Source organism: Maricaulis sp. (assembly GCF_048269565.1).
Classification (GTDB): domain Bacteria; phylum Pseudomonadota; class Alphaproteobacteria; order Caulobacterales; family Maricaulaceae; genus Maricaulis.
Genome location: NZ_JBLXIK010000002.1, coordinates 576,084 through 596,907, shown reverse-complemented (window position 1 = coordinate 596,907; position 20,824 = coordinate 576,084). Strand labels below are relative to the sequence as shown.

The window sequence follows — 20,824 nt, the reverse complement described above, 5'->3', positions numbered from 1 at the left end:
ATCATGACCCTGTTGTCGACCCAGCCCGAGACCCAAGCCCCGCCCGAAACACGCGCCCGCAATACGGGCGCGCACATGGTGGTGCGCACACTGGAAGATCTCGGCGTCACCCGGATATTCGGCTATCCGGGCGGTGCGATCATGCCGGTTTATGACGCCCTGACCGGGTCAAGCCTGCAACACGTCCTGGTGCGTCATGAACAGGCGGCCGCCTTTGCCGCCGACGCCCAGGCGCGCGTCACCGGCAAGGCCGGTGTCTGCCTGGCCACCTCGGGACCGGGTGCCACCAATCTGCTGACCGGAATCGCCAATGCCTACATGGACTCCGTGCCGATGATCATCCTGACGGGACAGGTCCCGTCCGGTCTGATGGGTACAGATGCCTTTCAGGAAGTCGATGTTTTCGGTATGACCATGCCGGTCGTGAAGCATTCGATCATCATTCGGGACCCCGACCGGATCCCGGAGATGATTGCCGAAGCCTTCCGGATCGCGGAAGAGGGCCGTCCCGGCCCGGTTCTGATCGATCTGCCCAAGGACGTGTTACAGGCCGAGGCATCACCGCCCCCCCCAGGCGCGCCTCGTCCTGCGGCAGCGCCGTTGCTCGCCTCTCCCCCCCTTTTAGAGGCAGCAACGGCCCTGCTATCCAGGGCCAAACGCCCCGTGCTGTATATCGGCGGCGGCGTCGGGCTGGGGAATGCGGTCGAGCATCTGCGCGACTTCATGGCCCGCACCGGCATTCCCGCTGTTGCGACCCTGAAAGGCCTGGGCACGCCGCATCCCGACGCCCTGAACTTCCTCGGCATGCTGGGCATGCACGGCACCCGAACGGCCAATCTGGCGGTCCAGGAAAGCGATCTGCTGCTGTGCGTCGGGGCGCGATTCGATGATCGTGCGACCGGCAAGCCCGACACATTCGCGCCGGACGCCCGCATCATTCACATCGATGGCGATCCGGCGGAACTCGGCAAGCTGCGCTGGGCCGACGTCGCGATCAGTTGCGACATCGCCGATGCGCTGACCCGCTTCGATCCCGGTTATCTGGATATCGAAGACTGGCGCCAGACCTGTGCCGAACGGCTGAAAGCCTTCGCTTTCGACTACAACGCACCCGGTTCGGGCATTTTTGCCCCGGCGCTGCTGAAGCAATTGTCCGAGGCTGCCGGCGATGATTTCATCGCCGCCTGCGATGTCGGCCAGCACCAGATGTGGGTGGCGCAGCACTGCCGCTTCGCCCGCCCGTCCTCGCACCTGACCAGCGCCGGTCTGGGCGCGATGGGCTATGGCCTGCCGGCCGGTATCGGTGCGGCGATGGAACGGCCCGACGCCAAGGTGATCACCATCACCGGCGATGGCTCGATCATGATGAATATCCAGGAACTGGCGACGGCGCGCCGCTATGGCGTGCCGATCAAAATCCTGCTGCTCGACAATGGCACGCTGGGCCTGGTGCGCCAGTGGCAGGAATATTTCTTCGAGCAGAACTTCTCCGAGATCGACCTCTACGACAATCCCGATTTCGCCGAAGTCGCCCGAGCCTTCGGCATCGAGTCCTTCACCGTGCATGCGCGCGACGAGGTTCCCGGTGCCATTGACCGCCTGTTGCGGTCACGCGGACCGATCCTGGCGCATGTGCTGATCGATCCGCGCGAAAACGTCTGGCCGCTCGTGCCGCCCGGCGCATCCAATGCTGACATGATGGAGAATTGACCATGAGCAACACCCTGCACGTCGAAATATTCGAGACTGAAGGTGCACTTGTGCGGCTCGTCGGTCTGATCGAGCGCCGCGGCTTCACCATTGCCAGCATGGCGATGTCGGCGCCCAGCAATGGCAGCGCCCGCGTCACGCTCGACCTGACCGCCCGCAATGGCGGCCGCCAGATCGATATCCTGGCCCGTCAGATCGAGCGCCTGTTCGACGTCCACGCGGTCACTCGTCCCGGCACGGCCGCGGCGATGCCCGATACCGCCGCGATTGCACCGGCAACCACCGGCGAATGGAGGGACGGATGTCCACACCCACAGTAGACAACACGCCGGCCGGCGATGACCGGCTGTATATTTTCGACACCACGCTGCGCGATGGCGAGCAGGCGCCCGGCTTCTCGATGTCGCCGGCCGACAAGCTGGCCGTGGCCCGGATGCTCGAACAGGTGAAGGTCGACACGATCGAGGCCGGTTTTGCCGCCGCCTCCCAGGGTGATGCCGATGCGATCAGCCTGATCGCCTCGGAGATCGCCGGTCCGACCATCTGCTCGCTGGCCCGCGCCAATGAGGCCGATGTCGATGCCGCCGCCCGGGCGCTGGAGCCGGCGCAGCGCAAACGCCTGCACGTTTTCCTCGCCACCAGCCCGATCCACCGCGAAGCCAAGCTGAAAATGTCACGGCTGGAAGTCCTGCGGGCGATCGAGAAAGCCCTGCTGCATGCGCGCGGCCGCTTCGACGAGATCGAGTTTTCCGCCGAGGATGCCCTGCGCACCGAGCCGGATTTCCTGGTCGAGGCAATGAGTTGCGCCGCCAGCTTCGGCGCCGATGTCCTCAATGTGCCCGACACGGTCGGTGTCAGTGAGCCCGGCGAGATCCGCGAGCTGTTCGCCATGCTGTCGGCAAAGGTCGAGCGGCCCGAACATGTGATCTTCTCGACCCATTGCCATAATGATCTCGGCCTGGCCGTCGCCAACAGCCTCGCCGCCGTCCAGGGCGGTGCGCGCCAGATCGAGTGCTCGATCAACGGGATCGGCGAACGCGCCGGCAATTGCTCGCTCGAGGAAGTGGTGATGGCCCTGCGGGTCCGCGCCGACATTTTCGGTGTGGCCACCCATCTCGACACTACCGGCCTGTGGCCGGCGAGCCAGAAACTGACACGCGTCACCGGTGCGGCGCTGTCGCCGAACAAGGCGATTGTCGGCAAGAATGCCTTCTCGCATGAGGCCGGCATTCACCAGCACGGCATGCTGTCGGACCGGCGCACCTATGAGATCATGACACCGGAGAGCGTCGGCTCGCCGGGCAGCGCCCTGGTGCTGGGCAAGCATTCGGGCAAACACGCCCTGACCCAGCGCCTGGCGCAGCTGGGATATCAGCCCGATGCCGACACGCTCAGTGCCGCCTTCAAGGCGTTCAAGGCCTATGCCGATGAATACGGCGAAGCCACCGATGCCGATCTGGTCGCGCTGATGGAGCATCGCTCGCAAAGCGGGTCGAAATGGACGGTGTTGCGCACCGAATTGCGCACCACGACCGGCCCGAAACCGCAACAATTCGCGCGCGTCGAGCTGGAACATCCCGAACGCGGGCGCATCTCCGATATCGCCTCGGGTGACGGTCCCATGGCCTCGGCCTTCGCCGCGGTGCAACGGATCACCGGAACCACCGCCGAAGTGATCGGCCTGGAAACCCGGCTGGTGAATTCACCGGCAGGCCGGGATTTCGTGGCCGAGATCCGGCTCAATCTCGATGGAAACCAGGTCAGTGGCCGCGCGCGCGGCCCGGATGTGGTAACCGCAGCGATCGACGCCTTCTTGTTTACCCTCGACCGCGGTCAGGCCTTTGACCAGACCGGTGCCGCCCATCCTCCAACGGCGATCGCCGTCTAATCAGGAACACGACAATGGCAATTCAGGAAACCGACTTCATCTGGCGCAATGGCGAACTGATCGACTGGCAGGACGCCCAGACGCATGTTCTCAGCCACGCCCTGCATTACGGCACCTCGGTGTTCGAAGGCATTCGCTGCTATGACACGCCCAATGGCCCGCAGATCTTCCGGCTCAAGGAACATGTCCGCCGCCTGTTCGATTCGGCGCGCGTCTATCACATGCCGCTGCCCTATACCGAGGCCGAGCTCGAGGAGGCCTGCAAACAGGTCATCCGCTCCAACCGGCTCAAGGACGCCTATATCCGCCCGATCGCCTTCTTCGGCTATGGCGGCATCGGCGTGCTGCCCGGCAAGGACACCAGGATCGAAGTCTGCATCGCCGCCTTCCCCTGGGGCGCCTATCTCGGCGAGGACGCGCTGAGCCAGGGCGTCAATTGCTGCATCTCGAGCTGGAACCGACCGGCGCCGAACACGATTCCGACCGGCGCCAAGGCCGGCGGCAATTATCTCTCCTCGGTGCTGATCAGCCATGAAGCGCATTCACGCGGCTTCGATGAAGGCATTGGCCTCGACGTCAATGGACTGGTCTCCGAAGGCGCCGGCGAGAATATCTTCGTCGTTTCCGACGGCGTCATCCGCACACCGCCGACCTCGGCCTCGATCCTGTCCGGCCTGACCCGCGATGCGGTGATCAAGCTGGCCGAGGCCGAAGGCTATGATGTGCGCGAACAGACCCTGTCGCGCGAAAGCCTCTATGTCGCCGACGAGATCTTCTTCACCGGCACCGCTGCGGAGATCACCCCGGTGCGTTCCGTCGACGGCCATGTCGTGCGCTGCGAAGGCCGCGGTCCGGTTGCCGAGCTGATGCAGAAACGCTTCTTCGGCCTGTTCAGCGGGGAAACGCCTGATCGTCATGGCTGGCTGCACCCGGCCCATGGCAATGGCATGGAGGTACAGCATGTCGCCTGACGACGGCGCGCCGCGTTCCCTGTTCGACAAGGTCTGGGACAGCCACCAGGTCACGGCCGAAACCGCCGAGACACCGGGCGTGCTCTATATCGATCTGCATCTGATCCATGAAGTCACCTCGCCCCAGGCCTTCTCGGCCCTGGCGGCGCGGGGCCTCAAGGTGCGCCGTCCCGACCGCACCCTTGCGACGATCGACCATTCAACGCCGACGCTGGACTTCAAGCCCGGCGATCAACCGCCCTATGCCACCAAGGCGGCGCAGCTGCAGGTCGAGATGCTCGAGGCCAATGCCGCCGCCCATGCCATTCCGCTGCATGGCTGGGGTAGTGATCATCGCGGCGTCGTACATGTGATGGGCCCGGAACTGGGCGCGACCCAGCCGGGCATGACGGTGGTGTGCGGTGACAGCCACACCGCCACCCATGGCGCGTTCGGCGCCCTCGCCTTCGGCATCGGCACCACGGAAGTGGGCCATGTGCTCGCCAGCCAGTGCCTGTTGCAACGCAAGCCGAAATCCCTGCGCGTTACCGTCAATGGCCGCACCGGCCCGGGCGTGTCGGCCAAGGACATCGTGCTGGCGATCATCGCCCGGCTCGGGATTGATGGCGGCACCGGCAGCGTCATCGAATACGCCGGCGAGGCGATCGAGGCGCTCGACATGGAAGGCCGGATGACGGTCTGCAACATGTCGATCGAGGCCGGTGCCCGCGCCGGCATGATCGCGCCAGACGCCACGACCTTTGCCTGGCTGAAAGGCCGCAAGCTGGTGCCCCAAGGCGCCGCCTGGGACGAAGCCGTTGAGCGCTGGTCGCAGCTCGCCAGCGATCCGGGCGCCCACTTCGATCGCGAGATCGAGCTCGACGCCGCCGACATCACCCCGATGGTCACCTGGGGTACCGCTCCGGATACCGGCATCGCCGTCGGCGCCGCCGTGCCCGAGGCGCGCTCGGCCTCGCACCAGAAATCGCTCGACTATATGCAGCTCAAGGCCGGCCAGCCGATTGCCGGCACTGCGGTCAACCAGGTCTTCATCGGCTCGTGCACCAATTCGCGCATCACCGATCTGCGCGACGCCGCCGAAATCATGCGCGGCCGCCAGGTCGCGCCGGGTGTGCGGGCGCTGATCGTGCCCGGCTCGGTACAGGTACGCCGCCAGGCCGAGGCCGAGGGGCTGGACCAGGTCTTCATCGCCGCCGGCGCGCAATGGCGCCAGCCGGGCTGTTCGATGTGTATCGCCATGAATGGTGATCGCGGCGAGGCCGGCGAGCTGGTGGTCTCCACCTCCAACCGCAATTTCGAAGGCCGCCAGGGCCCCGGGGCCCGCACCGTGCTCGCCAGCCCGGCGACGGCCGCCGCGGCCGCCGTGACCGGACGCATCACCGATCCACGCAGCCTGATGGAGAGCGCCCATGTCTGATAATCCCGACGGTCTGGCGCATCTGCACAGCCGCACCTTCTCGCTGCCGCAGGAAGACATCGATACCGACCAGATCATCCCCGCCCGCTTCCTGACCACAACGACGCAGGACGGTCTCGGCAAGCTCGCCTTCCATGACTGGCGCTATGACAAGGATGGCCAGGAGCGCGAGGATTGCGCCCTCAACACGCTCGATACCGGCGAATTCGCGGTGCTGGTCGCCGGGCGCAATTTCGGCTGCGGCTCCTCGCGCGAGCATGCGCCCTGGGCGCTGCATGAGTTCGGCGTCCGGGCCGTGATCTCCAGCGAGATCGCCGACATTTTCCGCTCCAATGCGGCGAAGAACAATATCCTGCCCATCGTCGCGCCGCCGGACTCCCACGCCTGGCTACTGGCGCATGAGGGGGTGGAAGTGAAAATCGATCTGGAGCGGCAATATGTTGATCTCGGTAATGGCCCCGGCTTTCATTTCGAGATCGAATCCTTCGCCAAACACTGCCTGATCGAGGGCACCGACCCGCTCGGTTTCCTGCTCTCGCACGGCGATGACATCACAGCTTACGAGGCCCGCAGCGCATGAAAACCTATTCAATCGTCCTCCTGCCCGGTGACGGGATCGGCCCGGAAGTCACCGCCGTCGCCCGCGCCGCGATCGAAAGCGTTGCGGCCCTGTCGGGCTTTGGCGTCAAATTCTCCGAACACGCCTTTGGCGGCGCCTCGATCGACCGGTATGGCGAGCCGCTGACGGCGGAAACGCTGAAAGCCTGCCAGGCCAGCGATGCCATCTTCCTCGGTGCTGTCGGCGGGCCGAAATGGGACCAGGCGCCGTCGCGGCCGGAAGCCGGCCTGCTCGGCCTGCGCAAGGCACTGCAGGTCTATGCCAATCTTCGCCCTGTCAGCGTGCATCCGGCGCTGGCCGGCAAGTCGCCCCTGCGCGCCGAGCTGGTCGCCGGTGTCGACATGCTGATCGTGCGCGAACTGACCGGCGGCATCTATTTCGGCGCCCGCCAGAAGCGCCAGGACTATGCCAGCGACGAGTGCGCCTATAGCCGCGCCGAGATCGAGCGCGTCGCCGATATCGCCTTCAAACAGGCGCGCCTGCGCCGCGGCAAGCTGATGTCGGTCGACAAGGCCAATGTGCTCGAGACCAGCCGGCTTTGGCGCCAGGTGGTCAGCGAGATGGGCGCCAATACCTATCCCGATATCGAGCTCGACCACATGTATGTCGACGCCGCCGCCATGCACATGCTGCGCGATCCGGCCTCATTCGACGTCGTGCTGACCGAGAACATGTTCGGCGACATCCTCTCCGACGAGGCCTCGATGCTGCCCGGCTCGATCGGCCTGCTCGGCTCGGCCTCGCTCGGCGACAAGCGCCCCGGCGTGTTCGAACCGATCCACGGCTCGGCGCCCGACATTGCCGGCCAGGACAAGGCCAACCCGTTCGGCGCCATTGAGAGCGTGGCGCAATTGCTGGAGGCCGGTCTCGGCGAGGTCAAGGCCGCGGCGCGCCTGCGCAGCGCTGTCAGCGCCATGCACGAGGCCGGCGAATGGACCGGCGATCTCGGCGGCACGCTGACCTGCTCGAAAGCCGGCATCCGCCTGATCAAACATCTCGAACGCCAGCCGGCGATGGCGGCAGGTTAGGGGCAGCCCCCTACAGCGCCAGCCAGACCAGCAGCCCGACCCCCAGCGCCACGCGGTAGATCACGAAGGGCAGGAAGCCGACGCGGTCGACCAGGCGCATCAGCACGGCGATCGCGGCGAGGGCCGAGATGAAGGACAGGCCGGCGACGATGAGGCCGTCATGAAGCTGGGTGGTGGCTTCGGTCTCGCTCATCAGTCGAATGACCGAGATGATGGCGAAGGCGACGATCACCGGGATCGACATCAGCATCGAGAAGCGCGCGCTCTCGCTGCGGCCGAGACCGAGTGCGCGGCCGGCGGTCATGGTCGTGCCCGAGCGCGAGGCGCCGGGGATCAGGGCCAGGGCCTGGGCGATGCCGATCAGGACCGCGTCCTTGAAGGTCATGGTCTCGATCGACTTGACGCTGGGTGCGTATTTGTCGGCCAGCCAGAGCGGGACCGCAAACACCAGGGTTGAGATCGCGATCACCAGCGGCGAGCGCAATTGCTCGACCAGATCGAGCGCGAACAGGGCACCGCCGAAGATCAGCACCGGTGGCAGCGAGGCAGCAACCAGCAGCGCCAGGCGTCCACCCGGCGTGATACGGCCACCGAGCAGGGCAAATTTTCCGATCACGACATCGCGGATATCGCGCCAGAAATACACCAGCACCGCCATCAGCGTGCCGGCATGGGCCATGACGTCGATCAACGGGCCCTGATCGGCCTCACCGAGAAAGGTCGGGGTCAGGATCAGGTGCGCAGAAGAGCTGATCGGGAGAAATTCGGTGATACCCTGAATCAGGGCCAGGACGACGAGGTGGATCAGGGTCATGATTGCCGTTTTGTTTGGTTTGGCGGCATCTTCGAACAGTTGCATTCGCTTGGCCAGCACCTTGTCAGCTGTAGCCGCGGCCGCGTGACGGAGACGCCATGAAAGCCTGGATCGATACGGATGGCGGCGTCGACGATGCGCTGGCGCTCGCTTGCGCCTGTGCCGATCCCGCGATCGAGCTGGCTGGCATCACGACCGTGTTCGGCAATGTCGCGCCGCGCAAGGCGGCACGCAATGCAGCGCTGGTCCAATCCTTCTTCGAGCCGCCGCATGTCAGCATAAGCGTCGGCGCGGTCGCACCGCTGATCGGCAATTGGCGCGATGCGCGCATCATCCATGGCGAGGACGGGCTGGGCGGCGCGAGTTCGGATCATGTGCTGGGCTATGAGGCCGGTCTTGTGCAGGAGGACGGTCCGGAACGCAGTGCCGCACGCCTGGCCGGTTTTGCCCGCGAGGCAGGCGCCGGCGGCACGATTATCTGTATCGGCCCTGTGACCAATCTGGCGATCGCCCTTCGCGACCATCCCGGGGCCTTCGTCGCGCTGGGACAGGTGATCTGCATGGGCGGCGCCTTCTCCATCCCGGTGTCGCGGCGCCACACGGCAGGCGAGTTCAATTTTGGCTCCGACCTGGCGGCCTTGCGCGGCCTGCTGACGGTGGCCCCCAACCTCACCATCGTGCCGCTCGATACCTGCCGCAAGGTCGTGCTGCGCCGGGCCCGGCTGGCGCGCATCGCCGAGGCGAGCGAAACACCGCTCGCGCGCTTCCTGCAACGGGCCCACAATCATTATATGGATGCCTACCGGGCCAGCGACGGCATTGATGGCTGTTTTCCCCATGACGCCCTGGCAATCGCGGCGCTGTCCCGGCCGGAAATATTCCGCTTCGAGACCCGGCAGCTCGAGCACGATCCTTCCGGCGGATTTGCCGGGCTGCTGCGCCGCAGTGATGACGGGCGTCCGGTGCGGGTGGCGGTGGATATCGACCAGCGCGCCGCCCTCAACTGGATCGAGGCGTGCATTTGCCGCCCCGCCCCGCATTGACGCGCCTCGCGAGTGCGCCATAAAGCTGGCAGAGAGGTTTTCGACCATGCCCCACGACCATCATCATGACGCCGGCGGCCCGGGCCGTCTCGCACCGGCCGAGGCGCGCCGCGTCACCGGGATCGCGACATCCGCCTCGGTTGCCGTCGCGGTGATCCTGGTCGTGACCAAGGCGATCGTCTGGTATCTGTCGGGCTCGGTCGCCCTGCTGGCCTCACTGGCCGACAGCGCGCTCGATCTGACCGCCTCGCTGACCGTCCTGTTCGCCGTGCGCTATGCGGCTGAACCGGCCGATGCCGAACACCGTTTCGGACATGGCAAGGCGGAGGCCTTTGCCGGGGTGATGCAGGCGATTTTCGTCGCCGCCTCGGCGGCCCTGCTGCTGCGCGAAGGTGTGCAGCACCTGATCGAACCGGTCGCGATCCGCGCTTCCGGCTGGGCGCTGGCGGTGATGGTGTTGTCGCTGGTGCTGACCATCGGCCTGGTCATCATCCAGACCCGCGCCGTCGACCAGACCGGCTCGATCGCGGTTGAGGGCGACCGGGCGCATTATTTCTCCGATCTTGGTGCCAACCTGGCCGTGATGGCGGGCATTGCCGGTTCGGTCTGGCTCGGCTGGCTCTGGCTGGACGCCGCCGTTGCGCTCGCCGTCGCGGTCTGGCTGGGCATCACCGCCTGGGGTGTCGCCAAGGGGGCGCTGGACCAGCTGATGGACCGCGAACTGCCCGATGAGGAGCGCGAGCGCATCCGGCATCTCGCCCTCGGCGATGACCCGCGCATTGTCGACGTGCATCAATTGCGCACCCGCGCCTCCGGCCCGCTGGTGCATATCCAGTTCCATCTGGGCCTGCCGGCCGATCTCAGCCTGCGCGAGGCGCACGAGATCGAAGTCGGTTGCGAGCGGCGCCTGATGGCGGTCTACCCGGCCGCCGACATCATGATCCATGCCGACCCGCACGGCGCTGCGGAGGCGCACGGCACGGCCTTCTTCCGCGCTGGCGTTGCGCCCAATCATGAACATTAGTCGTTAAGCGAAACCGGATTAATCTGACGCCATGCGCGTTCTCCATTTCTGGCCCCTCGATCCCTTCTCGCGCCAGGTCCGTGTGGCCCTCGACGAGAAATCCCTGAAGCACCAGCTTCAGCTCGAGACGCCGTGGGAGCAGGCCGACCATCTGCAATCGCTCAATCCGGCCGGCACGACGCCTGTGCTGGTGGACGAATCCGGTGGCGGCCGCCGCGTTATCATCGAGTGCCGCGCCATCCTGGAATATCTTGAGGAGACCTCGCCCAGCCCCTGCCTCCTGCCCGGCGGACCCGCCGACCGCGCCGAGGCCCGGCGGCTGATGGACTGGTTCGACCGCAAGTTCGACGGCGAGGTCAATGCCTACCTCCTGCACGAAAAGCTGGAGAAACGGGTCCAGGGCCTCGGCTCGCCCGACCCGGCCGCGATCCGCCAGGGGCGCGAGCATCTGCGCTGGCATCTCGATCATATGGCCTGGCTGCTGGAGAGCCGCGATGGCCTCGCCGGCCCTCGATACACGCTGGCCGATATCGCGGCGGCGGCGCATCTGTCCTGCGTCGACTATCTCGGCGATGTCCCCTGGGACGAGTTCGAACCGGTCAAGCAATGGTATCTGCGGGTCAAATGCCGCCCCGCCTTCCGCGGCCTCCTCGCCGACAAGCTTCCCGGAACCCAGCCTTCAGCGCATTATGCGGACCTGGATTTCTGAGGGGGAAGGGGCGGCTAACGGTGTCCCGGCAGATGTGCTAATGTGGGTTTGTGGGAAATGACGGAGTTTGTCACATGAGCCGCCTGACCATCGACATGACCGACCAGCAGCACCAGAGCCTGAAGGCGCTGGCTGCCCTGCAGGGCAAGACGATCAAGCAGTATGCGCTCGAACGGCTATTCCCCGGCGATACGGATGCCGAGCGGGCATGGCAGGAGCTGAAGACCCTGCTGGAAACGCGCATCGAAGAGGCTCAGGCGGGGAAGGTGTCCGCCCGGAGCATCGGCGAGATTCTCGATGAAGAACTGGCGGCAGACCGCCGCGCATGACCCGGCACAATTATGTTCTGACGGATGCGGCGGAAGCCGATATACGCGGAATCATCCACTACACACGCCAGCAATGGGGCGACGCGCAGCTGCGCCGATATATGGCCGGGCTGGAGAGCGGCATTGCCCGACTGGCGGCGGGCCAGGGGAGTTTCAAGGACATGAGCGCGCTCTACCCGGCGCTGCGCATGGCGCGCTGCGAGCATCATTTCGTCTTCTGCCTACCGCGGGAGACTGCTCCTGCGCTGATCGTCGCGATCTTCCACGAACGCATGGACCTGATGACGCGCCTGGCCGACCGGCTGGCGCCGCGATAGCCCTGCATTCAGTCCCACCCCATGCCCTGCCAGCTATCACCCCCGGCCTCTTCCCGCTAATATTCACCCCATGCACACCGCCGCGCTGAAAGCCGAAGCCCTCGCCGCCGGCTTCACCACCGTCCGCATCTGCCGGGCCGATGAGGCGTGGGAGGCCGGCGAGCGTCTGGCGGAATTTGTGGCTGGCGGTCAGCACGGCTCGATGGCCTGGATGGCGGATACGCTGGCGCGGCGCCAGCATCCCACGGCGATGTGGCCCGACGCGAAATCGGCCGTGGTGGTCGGGCTCAATTACGGGCCGGATATCGATCCGCTCGCAGCGCTGGAACGCACGTCCGAGGGCGTGATCTCGGTCTATGCGCAGAACACCGATTATCACGACCTGATGAAGAAGCGGCTGAAGCATTTCGCCCGCGCCTTTGTCGACAGGACCGGCGCCGAGGTGAAGGTGTTTGTCGATACCGCGCCGCTGATGGAAAAACCGCTGGCGGCAAAGTCCGGGATGGGCTGGCAGGGCAAGCACACCAATCTGGTCAGCCGCGAACACGGCTCCTGGCTGTTTCTCGGCGTGATGCTGACGGCGGCCGAACTGGAGCCCGATGCGCCGGAAACCGATCATTGCGGCTCGTGCACATCCTGTCTCGATATCTGCCCGACCAAGGCCTTTCCCGGTCCCTATAAGCTCGATGCCCGGCGTTGCATTTCCTACCTCACCATTGAGCACAAGGGCCCGATCCCGGTCGAATTCCGCGCCGCGATGGGCAATCGCATCTATGGCTGTGATGACTGTCTGGCGGTGTGCCCCTGGAACAAGTTCGCCGCGGTGACCGCGGAAATGGCCTTCCACCCGCGTCCGGAGCTCAAGGGACCGCTGCTCAGCGAACTGGCGGCGCTCGATGACGCAAGCTTCCGCCAGGTCTTCACCGCCTCGCCCGTGAAGCGAATCGGGCGCGGCAAGTTCGTCCGCAACGTGATGATCGCCATCGGAAATTCACGGGATTTGTCGCTGCTACCTGTGGTCTTTGGTCGCATCCGCGATTCCGATGCCCTGGTGCGTGGCGCCGCAATCTGGGCCCTGTCACAGCTGTCCCCGGATGAGGCCAAGGCGCACGCCCGCGCGGGTCTGGAAGCGGAAACAGATCCTGAAGTGATGATCGAATGGCAGCGAATTTTCGATTCGGCACGGACAGGTTGAGACGCTGTTATCCTTTCTCCCCTATACGGGGCGCGCCGGAATAAAAATCATGGCAGACCACGCTGGGGAGGGCGGTCAATGTTGACAGAAATGATGGGTGGCGACGTCTGATGAGGGAAGTCGACATCATGATCGAAGCGCCCGGCCCCGGAGACCAGATCTCCGTGATGATCTGTGAGAGCAGCCAGGTGCAGCTTCGAATCCTGAGCAAGGCCGTCGAGGAGGCGGGCTACCGCGTCCAGACCGCGCGCAGCGCCGAGGCCGTGCTCGAGCAGATGCAGGCCATGCCGGCCGATATCCTTCTGACCGGAATTGAAGTCGGGGCAATGACCGGGCTGGAAGCCTGCTGGGCCCTGAAGGCCAATCCCCGGACTGAATCCGTGCACACCATCGTCATCACGGCCTCGGGCCAGGAAAGCCGGCTGGAGGAATCCCTTGATGCCGGTGCCTATGATTTCATCCGCAAGCCGGTCAATATGACCGAGCTGCGCGCGCGCCTGCGCGCCGCCTCGCGCCTGGTCCGGATGCAGAAACAATTCCGCCAGCTGGCCGAAACCGATTCCCTCACCGGCGTCGCCAATCGCCGGGCCCTGATGCAGTGCCTGGAAGCGGAAACCGCACAGGCCCGCAGCCTTGGCACTCGGGTCGCGGTCGTGATGCTCGATCTCGATCACTTCAAACGCGTCAATGACACCCATGGCCATGCCATCGGCGACCGGGTCCTGGTGGAGACGGTGAAGGCCGTACAGGCCTGCCTGTCAGGACGCGAGCGGCTGGGCCGGCTGGGGGGTGAGGAATTCATCATTGTGCTGCCCGATGTGGCACCGGAATACGCGGCGCTGATGGCCGAGCGCGTCCGCCAGGCTGTCGAAGCGCTGCAGATCGTCAACGATCCGGGTGAGTTGATCCCGATCACCGCCAGTATCGGTGTGTCCATCTCGGCGCCCGAAGGCCATCACGACAGCCCGGATTCCCTGCTGCTCGCAGCCGATGATGCGCTGTACGAAGCCAAGGAAACCGGCCGGAATCGCGTGATTTTCGCTGGCACCATCATGCCCGCAGCACGCCGCGCGGCAGGCTAGTTCTCCAGCGCCGCCAGACGACGGGCCTCATTGATCCGGCCACGCAGCACCAGCAAATCGATATTGGCCGGCTCGATCTCCCGCCCGGTTTCCATATCCTGCCAGGCCGCATCGAGCGCGCCATTTTCCAGCCGCGCCTGCGCACGCAGGCGCCAGCCGTCCACGAGACCGGGCGTCTGATCAATGACAGCCGTCGCCGCAGCCTCCGCCGCATCCCAATCGCCCAGCGCCACACTCGCCCCGGCCCGGCCCAACAGCGCGGCGCCGTCGAGCGCGTCAAGTTCCAGTGCGGCGGCGAAACTGGCCTGCGCCGCGTCCGCCTCCTCCAGGCCCAGCCAGGTCTGACCGGCTTCCACCAGCATGGTGATGCGGGCCGGCTGGTCCTGGTCGGACACCTCGGACATCGCCAGCTCGTCGAGCAGGGCCGCGCCGCGGGCGCGATCACCCAGCGCGATAATCGCCCGGGCCTCGCAATGCGCCGCCGGCCAGCCGCCGCCTTCCATCCGCCAGGCCAGGGCATCCTCGAACGCGGCATCCTGATCGCTCTCGACCCGCTCCAGACAGGCAAAATAGCGGTCAGTTTCGGCCAAGATCGCCGAGCCCTGGGCATGGGCGGTGGCGCCCGCAATGGCCAGCAAACCGGCCGGAAGGAGATGGGCAAGGGGGAGAAAACGCATCAGGGCATCCGGGACAAGACGTTGAAGGGCTGGCGGTCAGGTTAGTCAGCGGCCGCAGCTCGGTCCATCGCCGCATCAGCCGGGGCGCTGGATGCGGACTGGCGATAGATATCGGGACGCGCCACCTCCATCGCCCGCTCGGGGGATTTCAGCGGCGTATAGCCGACCCCGGCATAGAGGGGCTGGGCATCGGCGGTCATCAGCATCAAACGCCGGCAGGCCCGGATTTCCGGCAGGTCATGCAGACATGCGACCATCCATTTGCCGAGACCGTGGCCGCGATGGGCCGGATCGATGATGACATCGGCAAGATAGGCGAAAGTGGCCCGATCGGTGATGAAGCGCGCCATGCCGGCGAATTGGCCATCGGGCGCCAACAGGCAGAAGGTCCAGGAATTGGCAGCCGCCCGGATAACCGTCTCCGCCGGGATTCCCGGCGACCAGTAGGACGTGCTGAGCAGGCGATGGGCCTGGACGGGGTCAAAGGCCTCGCGCCGGTCGGTGAGGCGATAGCCATTCCGCTCGAATTCATTCTCCTGCATATCCGCACCTCCTGCCGGCATTCGAAGGCAAAGCGGTAGCATCAGGGGGCGCAGCGTCCATTCAAGTTTTCCGTCACAGTGTGACCCGCTGCGGCGGGGGCGATACTGCGGATTCGTTTGTCACAGGGCGCCGCTTGTGAAAAAACCGCGCCTGAACCCTGCTTTGCCAACCCGGTGCGCTGTCACGCCATGAATGTTCTCCAGGTCATTCCCCAGCTTGATGCTGGCGGTGCCGAACGCACCACGCTCGAAGTCGCCGAGGCGGTCGTGGCGGCGGGCGGCCGGGCGCTGGTCGTGAGCGAGGGCGGACGGCTCGAGGCGGAGCTGGAAGCGGTGGGCGGCGAACTGGTGCGCCTGCCGGTCGCGAGCAAGAACCCCTGGACTGTCTGGCGCAATGCCCGGCGCATCGCGGCGATCGGCAAGGCCGATGCAATCGAGATCATCCATGCCCGCTCGCGCGCACCCGCCTGGAGCGCCAGATGGGCTGCCGGCCAGAGTGGCGCGCATTTCATCACCACCTATCACGGCACCTATAATGGCAAGACCGGGCTGAAACGCTGGTATAATGCCGTCATGGCACGCGGTGAGCTGGTGATCGCCAATTCGCAATTCATCGCCGACCATATCCGCACCCGGCACCCGTTCGCCGCCGGGCGGATCCGGGTGATCCCCCGCGGTGTCGATCTCGACAGCTTCGACCCGCAGCAGGTCGAACCGCAACGCGTCGCCGCACTGGCGGCCGGCTGGGGGCTGGACTGGCCAACGGATCGCATGATCGCGCTCTACCCGGCCCGGCTGACCGGCTGGAAGGGGCAGCGCGAGACCCTGACCGCGCTCGGACAGCTCAAGGCAGAGGGGCTGGAAGTGCCGCTGACCCTGATGGCCGGCGATGCCCAAGGCCGTGAGACCTATCTGGCCGAGCTCAACGCGCTGATTGCCCGGCACGGGCTGGATGCCGATGTGCGCATTGTCGGCCATTGCAGCGACATGCCGGCCGCCTTCGCCATGGCCGATCTCGCCCTCACCCCCTCGGTGGAGCCGGAGGCGTTTGGCCGCACGGCGGCCGAGGCCGGCGCCATGCACATCCCGGTGATCGCGGCCGATCATGGCGGCGCGCGCGAGGTTGTGGTGCCGGGCGAAACCGGCTGGCGGGTCGAGCCGGGCAACCCCGCCGCCCTCGCCGCCGCGATCCGCGAGGCGATGACAATGACACCGGCCCGGCGCAGCGAAATGGGCGAGCGCGCGGCGCAGCATGTCAGGACACAGTTCTCGACACGCGCCCTGCAAGCTGCGACTTTGCGCGTCTACGAAGAGGTTTTAAGCTCGCAGCCATGATCGAACCGGAACGCGATACCGTCTACGTCCTGCATTGGGGGGATCTGACATCGACCGTACGCATGCTCGCCTCGGCGAAAACGCTGCGCCAGGTGCACAAGCGTGACCGGATCGTATTGCTGACGACGCCGGAGTTTGAGTCCTTCCTCAAGCACAGCCCGTTTTTCAACGCGATCGAGATCGATGCGCGGCCCGACGGCCGGCCACAAACGGTGGCGCGCGACAAGCGCCTGAAGGCAGCACATCCGACCCGGGTCTATGATCTGGTCGGGGACAATGCCTCACGCAAACTCAAGGGCCTGTTCCGCTTTTCCAAATGCGACTGGCTGGAAATCCTGCCCTCGCGCAAATCCGGCGAGCACCCGGTTGACGAAATCGCCGGCCGGCTCAATGCCACCATCGGCCTGGGCCCCGCGCACTTTCCGCTCGGCGGCGCACCCTCGCCGGACGCGAGCTGGGTCGATTTCCTCGCCCGCAAGTCGCGCATGCTCGATCCGGAATATTTCGGGCTCAACGGGCCCTTCGCCCTGCTCGCCCCGGCCGGCGATGACGTCAAACCGGCCCTGCGCTGGCCCAAGGAAAAATGGGCCAATCTGGCGCACGAATTATTGCAGGCCGGAATCACACCGGCCCTGGTCGGCGGACCGGATACCCGCGAGATCGGCCGCTATGTCTCGCAGGTCGCCCCGGGCGCGCGTGACATCACCGGCAAGGCGAAACTGCCGCAACTTGCCGGACTGGCACGGCGAACCCGCTTCGTGTTCGGCGAGGACACTCCGCTGCTGCACCTGCTGGTCGCGGCCGGCGCTCCGGCGCTGGCGCTCTATGCCGGCGTCGAGGACCCGGCACTCAATGCGCCGCGCGGCGATGCGCCGGTGATTTTGATGCACGCACCCGTCCTGGCGCAGGTCGCACCGTCCGAAGCCATGGCCGCGATGCGCTTTGCCGGCGGCTTCTCCGACAGCACGGCTGCGGCGTGAACCGCGCGGCAGGCTTGCTTAATGTGATCATTTCACCATAGTGCGCGGCTCTCCGGCAGGGTTGCGGCCTATTCAGGCCAATTTGGGCTTGATCCAGCTGCGCCGCCGGACGATTACTAAGTATTGCTCGCAGGCCACAAGGGAGAAGCGGCCATAGCCCGTAGACCACAATCTGCGCAACCGCCGAAAAAAGACGGACCGCGTATGAATTTAGACATCCGCGTACCGCGGGTGCTTCTTATCGACGAAAATGGAGAGAAGCAGGGGATTGTGCCGACCGAGGCCGCTCTCGAGGCTGCCGCTCAAGCCGGACTCGACCTTGTCGAAGTCTCCCCCAACGCCGATCCGCCCGTTTGCAAAATCATTGATTATGGCAAGCTGAAATACCAGGAACAGAAGAAAAAAGCCGAAGCTCGCAAGAAGCAGAAGACGGTCGAGATCAAAGAGATCAAGATGCGTCCGAACATCGACATCCATGACTACCAGGTGAAAACCAAGGCCATGACGCGCTTCTTTGAAGCCGGCGACAAGGTGAAGATCACCCTGCGTTTCCGTGGCCGTGAAATGGCTCACCAGGACCGCGGCATGGACATCATGCGCCGCGTCAAGGAAGACTTCGGCGAGATCGCCAAGGTCGAGTTCGAGCCCAAGCTCGAAGGCCGGCTGATGGTGATGGTGATGGCGCCGCGCTAGACGCGCCTGCCCGCGATTTCCGGATTGTGACTGAATGCGGCCGCATTGAAGGCGGCGGCGTTCAGTCGCGGTTCAGCCCGTTTGTTTTCAGATGAAATTCTCTGCAAAGCATGCTCAATTGTGGGCGCCTGGCCGGGTCTTGATCCGGCTGGCTGGGGTTTCGGGGAATTGAATGCTCAGGCTGACCGCTTTCACCATCGCGCTCATCACCGGCTGCGGCACGGCTGCGGCCCAGAACGCCTCGGCCCTGCCGAGCTCCGGCGATGTCTCGCTCTCGGCCGGTTTCACACCCGATCCCTATCGCCTGCGCCTTGCGACCGGCGGCTCGATCGATGCCAGCCAGTCACGCGGGGCGGAGTGCAGCGGCTTTATCGCCGATGCGCCTGACCTGGCGCTTTTCTACAATGCCGGCGCCTCGCCACTGATTATCTCGGTGGACGCGGCCGTCGATACCACGCTCGTCATCCAGGCGCCCGATGGGGGGTGGCACTGCGATGATGACAGCGGCGAGGGTCTCAATCCGTCGATCCGCTTCACCGGCCCGCAATCGGGCCTCTACGACATCTGGATCGGCACCTATGCGGACGCCTCCCGCGAGGAGGCGACCGTGTCGATTTCGGAACTTTTCAGCGAGTAACATCGCGCACCAGGGGAGAATGACCATGATCTACAGATTGGCGACGAGCGCAGCGGCAGTGGTACTGCTGGCAGCCTCGGCACAGGCACAGGACGCGAATGCGGCCCCGGCCTATGGATCGAGTTCGCTGAATGCCGGCTTCGCGCCGGATCCGGTTTCGGTCGGTATCCAGGCTGGCGGCGCCATTTTTGGCGGCAATGTCGACGACCGCTGCTATGGTTATATTTCCTACCAGCCATCCTATAATCTGCAGTACAATGCAGGCGGTTATCCTCTCTACATCTCCGCCGCCTCGGATGCCGACACGACGCTGATGGTCAATGCACCGGACGGCAGCTGGCACTGCAATGATGATGCGCCGGGCCAGGGCCTCAACCCCGGCATCTCCTTCGACACGCCGCAATCGGGCGTCTATAATATCTGGGTCGGCACGCTCTCGGCCGGCAATGGCTATGAGCCATCCATGCTGCATATCTCCGAGGTCGGTTTTTCCAGCGACAATGCCTATTCGCGAGCACCCAATCCGGCGCTGCAGCCCAATTCGGGCACGCTCAACCTGCGTGCCGGCTTCTCCGATGACCCGCGCCGTGTTGCCGTGCGCGCCGGCGGCGATCTCGATGGCAGCCGCGGCACCGGCGATTATTGCTGGGGCCAGATCAGCGAGGCACCCGATGTCTGGCTGAACTATTCCGCCAATGACCAGCACGATCTCTATCTGTCGATGGAGTCCGATGCCGACACCACCCTGATCGTCCAGGGCCCGGACGGAAACTGGATTTGCGATGATGATTCCGCCGAGGAGCTCAATCCGGGCATCCGCCTCACCGACCCGGCCGCTGGCCGCTATGCGATCTGGGCTGGCCGTTACTCCGGGGGAGCCATTGCCGACGCAACGCTGTTTGTGTCCGAAACCGGCTTCCGTGGCGAAATTGACGTGCCGGCGGTGCTCGATTACGCCCTGCCATCGAATTACGGCTCGGTGTCCCTGAACGCCGGCTTCATCCCGGATCCGTACAATGTCTCGCTGCAGGCCGGCGGCGATGTCGACGTCTTCGAAGCGGTCGGGCAGAATTGCCGCGGCTTCGCGACCACCGCGCCTGACTTCAACCTCAACTACACGGCCGGCAGCCTCGACCTCTACCTTTCGGCGACCTCGTCGGGCGATACGACCCTGGTCGTGAACGCACCGGATGGCAGCTGGGTCTGCGATGATGACAGCGCGGGCAGCCTCAATCCGGGCATCCGCTTCGACGAGCCCCAGTCGGGCCGCTATGATATCTGGGTCGGCACCTATTCCGACTTCCAGCCGGAAGACGCGGTCCTGCACATTTCCGAACTGGCCTTCGGCGATGAGTATCAGGGCAGCGGCGAATTCGACTACATGCTGGACGCCAATTCCGGCTCGGCCTCCCTCACCGGCGGTTTCTCACCCGATCCCTATGTGGTCGAGGTGATGGCCGGCGGCCCGATCGCCGCGGAATCGGCAGCCGGCTCCATGTGCCGCGGTTATGCGACCGCAGCACCGGATTTCGAGCTGACCTTCACGCCCGGCGCGCTCGATCTGTTCATCTCGGTGATGTCGGACGCGGACACGACCCTCATCATCAATGATCCGGACGGCAACTGGGTCTGCAATGATGACAATAACGGCCTGAACCCCGGCATCCATTTCGAGGGGCCGCAGAGCGGCACCTATGATATCTGGGTCGGCACCTATCGTGAGGGCATGGACGCGCCGGCACGACTGGAAATCTCCGAACTTGGCTTTGCCGACTGACGGGCGGGGCTGCGGCCCCCAGTCTGACACATGCAGG

Annotated in this window: 22 protein-coding genes; 19 read left to right on the top strand and 3 right to left on the bottom strand. The window is 65.3% G+C overall.

Annotated features, from left to right (window positions below; genetic code table 11):
* Nucleotides 1–3 precede the first annotated feature (3 nt).
* From ilvG to leuB, 7 genes are read left to right on the top strand one after another with little or no spacing between them, the layout of a single operon-like run.
* Nucleotides 4–1,710: an acetolactate synthase 2 catalytic subunit gene (gene ilvG / locus ACN0YL_RS06420; protein ID WP_417490456.1), complete on the top strand. Its 1,707-nt coding sequence runs from the start codon at nucleotides 4–6 to the stop codon at nucleotides 1,708–1,710.
* Between the two features lie 2 nt (nucleotides 1,711–1,712).
* Nucleotides 1,713–2,030 carry an ACT domain-containing protein gene (locus ACN0YL_RS06415; RefSeq protein ID WP_417497396.1) on the top strand — a complete coding sequence of 106 codons (318 nt, stop codon included), beginning with the start codon at nucleotides 1,713–1,715 and terminating at the stop codon, nucleotides 2,028–2,030.
* On the top strand, nucleotides 2,012–3,598 hold the full coding sequence (locus ACN0YL_RS06410) for a 2-isopropylmalate synthase (RefSeq protein WP_417497395.1): 1,587 nt from the start codon (nucleotides 2,012–2,014) through the stop codon (nucleotides 3,596–3,598). The genes ACN0YL_RS06415 and ACN0YL_RS06410 overlap by 19 nt, the downstream gene beginning before the upstream one ends.
* A 14-nt stretch (nucleotides 3,599–3,612) precedes the next feature.
* Nucleotides 3,613–4,569 (top strand): branched-chain amino acid transaminase, encoded by a 957-nt coding sequence (locus tag ACN0YL_RS06405; protein ID WP_417497394.1) that lies wholly within the window; start codon nucleotides 3,613–3,615, stop codon nucleotides 4,567–4,569.
* On the top strand, nucleotides 4,559–5,986 hold the full coding sequence (gene leuC / locus ACN0YL_RS06400; protein ID WP_417497393.1) for a 3-isopropylmalate dehydratase large subunit: 1,428 nt from the start codon (nucleotides 4,559–4,561) through the stop codon (nucleotides 5,984–5,986). Before ACN0YL_RS06405 ends, leuC begins: the two co-directional genes overlap by 11 nt.
* On the top strand, nucleotides 5,979–6,566 hold the full coding sequence (gene leuD / locus ACN0YL_RS06395; protein WP_417497392.1) for a 3-isopropylmalate dehydratase small subunit: 588 nt from the start codon (nucleotides 5,979–5,981) through the stop codon (nucleotides 6,564–6,566). Before leuC ends, leuD begins: the two co-directional genes overlap by 8 nt.
* The gene (leuB, locus tag ACN0YL_RS06390; RefSeq protein ID WP_417497391.1) at nucleotides 6,563–7,633 is read left to right on the top strand and encodes a 3-isopropylmalate dehydrogenase; all 1,071 of its coding nucleotides are present in this window, start codon (nucleotides 6,563–6,565) and stop codon (nucleotides 7,631–7,633) included. Before leuD ends, leuB begins: the two co-directional genes overlap by 4 nt.
* A gap of 10 nt (nucleotides 7,634–7,643) precedes the next feature.
* Here the strand turns inward: leuB and ACN0YL_RS06385 are convergent, their stop codons facing one another.
* Complete coding sequence (locus ACN0YL_RS06385) at nucleotides 7,644–8,447, bottom strand: undecaprenyl-diphosphate phosphatase (RefSeq protein WP_417497390.1); 804 nt, start codon at nucleotides 8,445–8,447, stop codon at nucleotides 7,644–7,646.
* Nucleotides 8,448–8,545: 98 nt separating this feature from the next.
* On the opposite strand from ACN0YL_RS06385, the gene ACN0YL_RS06380 reads away from it, so the two are divergent.
* The 7 genes from ACN0YL_RS06380 to ACN0YL_RS06350 all read left to right on the top strand — a co-directional run bounded on the left by ACN0YL_RS06380 (nucleotide 8,546) and on the right by ACN0YL_RS06350 (nucleotide 14,146).
* Nucleotides 8,546–9,490, top strand: coding sequence for a nucleoside hydrolase (locus ACN0YL_RS06380; protein ID WP_417497389.1), 945 nt, complete (start codon nucleotides 8,546–8,548; stop codon nucleotides 9,488–9,490).
* A gap of 46 nt (nucleotides 9,491–9,536) precedes the next feature.
* Nucleotides 9,537–10,514 carry a cation diffusion facilitator family transporter gene (locus ACN0YL_RS06375; RefSeq protein WP_417497388.1) on the top strand — a complete coding sequence of 326 codons (978 nt, stop codon included), beginning with the start codon at nucleotides 9,537–9,539 and terminating at the stop codon, nucleotides 10,512–10,514.
* A gap of 31 nt (nucleotides 10,515–10,545) precedes the next feature.
* The gene (locus ACN0YL_RS06370; RefSeq protein ID WP_417490446.1) at nucleotides 10,546–11,223 is read left to right on the top strand and encodes a glutathione S-transferase family protein; all 678 of its coding nucleotides are present in this window, start codon (nucleotides 10,546–10,548) and stop codon (nucleotides 11,221–11,223) included.
* Nucleotides 11,224–11,297: 74 nt separating this feature from the next.
* The gene (locus ACN0YL_RS06365; protein WP_417497387.1) at nucleotides 11,298–11,552 is read left to right on the top strand and encodes an antitoxin; all 255 of its coding nucleotides are present in this window, start codon (nucleotides 11,298–11,300) and stop codon (nucleotides 11,550–11,552) included.
* Entirely contained in the window at nucleotides 11,549–11,869 is a 321-nt protein-coding gene (locus ACN0YL_RS06360; RefSeq protein WP_417497386.1) for a type II toxin-antitoxin system RelE/ParE family toxin, read from the top strand. The genes ACN0YL_RS06365 and ACN0YL_RS06360 overlap by 4 nt, the downstream gene beginning before the upstream one ends.
* A gap of 70 nt (nucleotides 11,870–11,939) precedes the next feature.
* A complete protein-coding gene (gene queG, locus ACN0YL_RS06355; protein WP_417497385.1) occupies nucleotides 11,940–13,064 on the top strand; it encodes a tRNA epoxyqueuosine(34) reductase QueG in 1,125 nt (374 codons plus the stop codon).
* Nucleotides 13,065–13,174: 110 nt separating this feature from the next.
* Nucleotides 13,175–14,146: a GGDEF domain-containing protein gene (locus ACN0YL_RS06350; RefSeq protein ID WP_417497384.1), complete on the top strand. Its 972-nt coding sequence runs from the start codon at nucleotides 13,175–13,177 to the stop codon at nucleotides 14,144–14,146.
* Here the strand turns inward: ACN0YL_RS06350 and ACN0YL_RS06345 are convergent.
* Complete coding sequence (locus ACN0YL_RS06345) at nucleotides 14,143–14,823, bottom strand: hypothetical protein (RefSeq protein WP_417497383.1); 681 nt, start codon at nucleotides 14,821–14,823, stop codon at nucleotides 14,143–14,145. The two genes, ACN0YL_RS06350 and ACN0YL_RS06345, sit on opposite strands and share 4 nt — an antisense overlap.
* A 41-nt stretch (nucleotides 14,824–14,864) precedes the next feature.
* The gene (locus ACN0YL_RS06340; protein WP_417490440.1) at nucleotides 14,865–15,365 is read right to left on the bottom strand and encodes a GNAT family N-acetyltransferase; all 501 of its coding nucleotides are present in this window, start codon (nucleotides 15,363–15,365) and stop codon (nucleotides 14,865–14,867) included.
* 189 nt (nucleotides 15,366–15,554) lie between these two features.
* Between ACN0YL_RS06340 and ACN0YL_RS06335 the strand changes: the two genes are divergently transcribed.
* From ACN0YL_RS06335 to ACN0YL_RS06315, 5 genes are all read left to right on the top strand, one after another.
* Nucleotides 15,555–16,700, top strand: a complete 1,146-nt coding sequence (locus ACN0YL_RS06335) for a glycosyltransferase family 4 protein (protein ID WP_417497382.1) — start codon at nucleotides 15,555–15,557, stop codon at nucleotides 16,698–16,700.
* The gene (locus ACN0YL_RS06330) at nucleotides 16,697–17,680 is read left to right on the top strand and encodes a glycosyltransferase family 9 protein (RefSeq protein ID WP_417490438.1); all 984 of its coding nucleotides are present in this window, start codon (nucleotides 16,697–16,699) and stop codon (nucleotides 17,678–17,680) included. The genes ACN0YL_RS06335 and ACN0YL_RS06330 overlap by 4 nt, the downstream gene beginning before the upstream one ends.
* 204 nt (nucleotides 17,681–17,884) lie before the next feature.
* Nucleotides 17,885–18,373, top strand: a complete 489-nt coding sequence (gene infC, locus ACN0YL_RS06325) for a translation initiation factor IF-3 (protein WP_417497381.1) — start codon at nucleotides 17,885–17,887, stop codon at nucleotides 18,371–18,373.
* 172 nt (nucleotides 18,374–18,545) lie between these two features.
* Nucleotides 18,546–19,010: a peptidase S1 gene (locus ACN0YL_RS06320; protein WP_417467650.1), complete on the top strand. Its 465-nt coding sequence runs from the start codon at nucleotides 18,546–18,548 to the stop codon at nucleotides 19,008–19,010.
* A 25-nt stretch (nucleotides 19,011–19,035) separates the two neighbouring features.
* On the top strand, nucleotides 19,036–20,787 hold the full coding sequence (locus tag ACN0YL_RS06315) for a hypothetical protein (protein WP_417497380.1): 1,752 nt from the start codon (nucleotides 19,036–19,038) through the stop codon (nucleotides 20,785–20,787).
* Nucleotides 20,788–20,824: the final 37 nt, after the last annotated feature.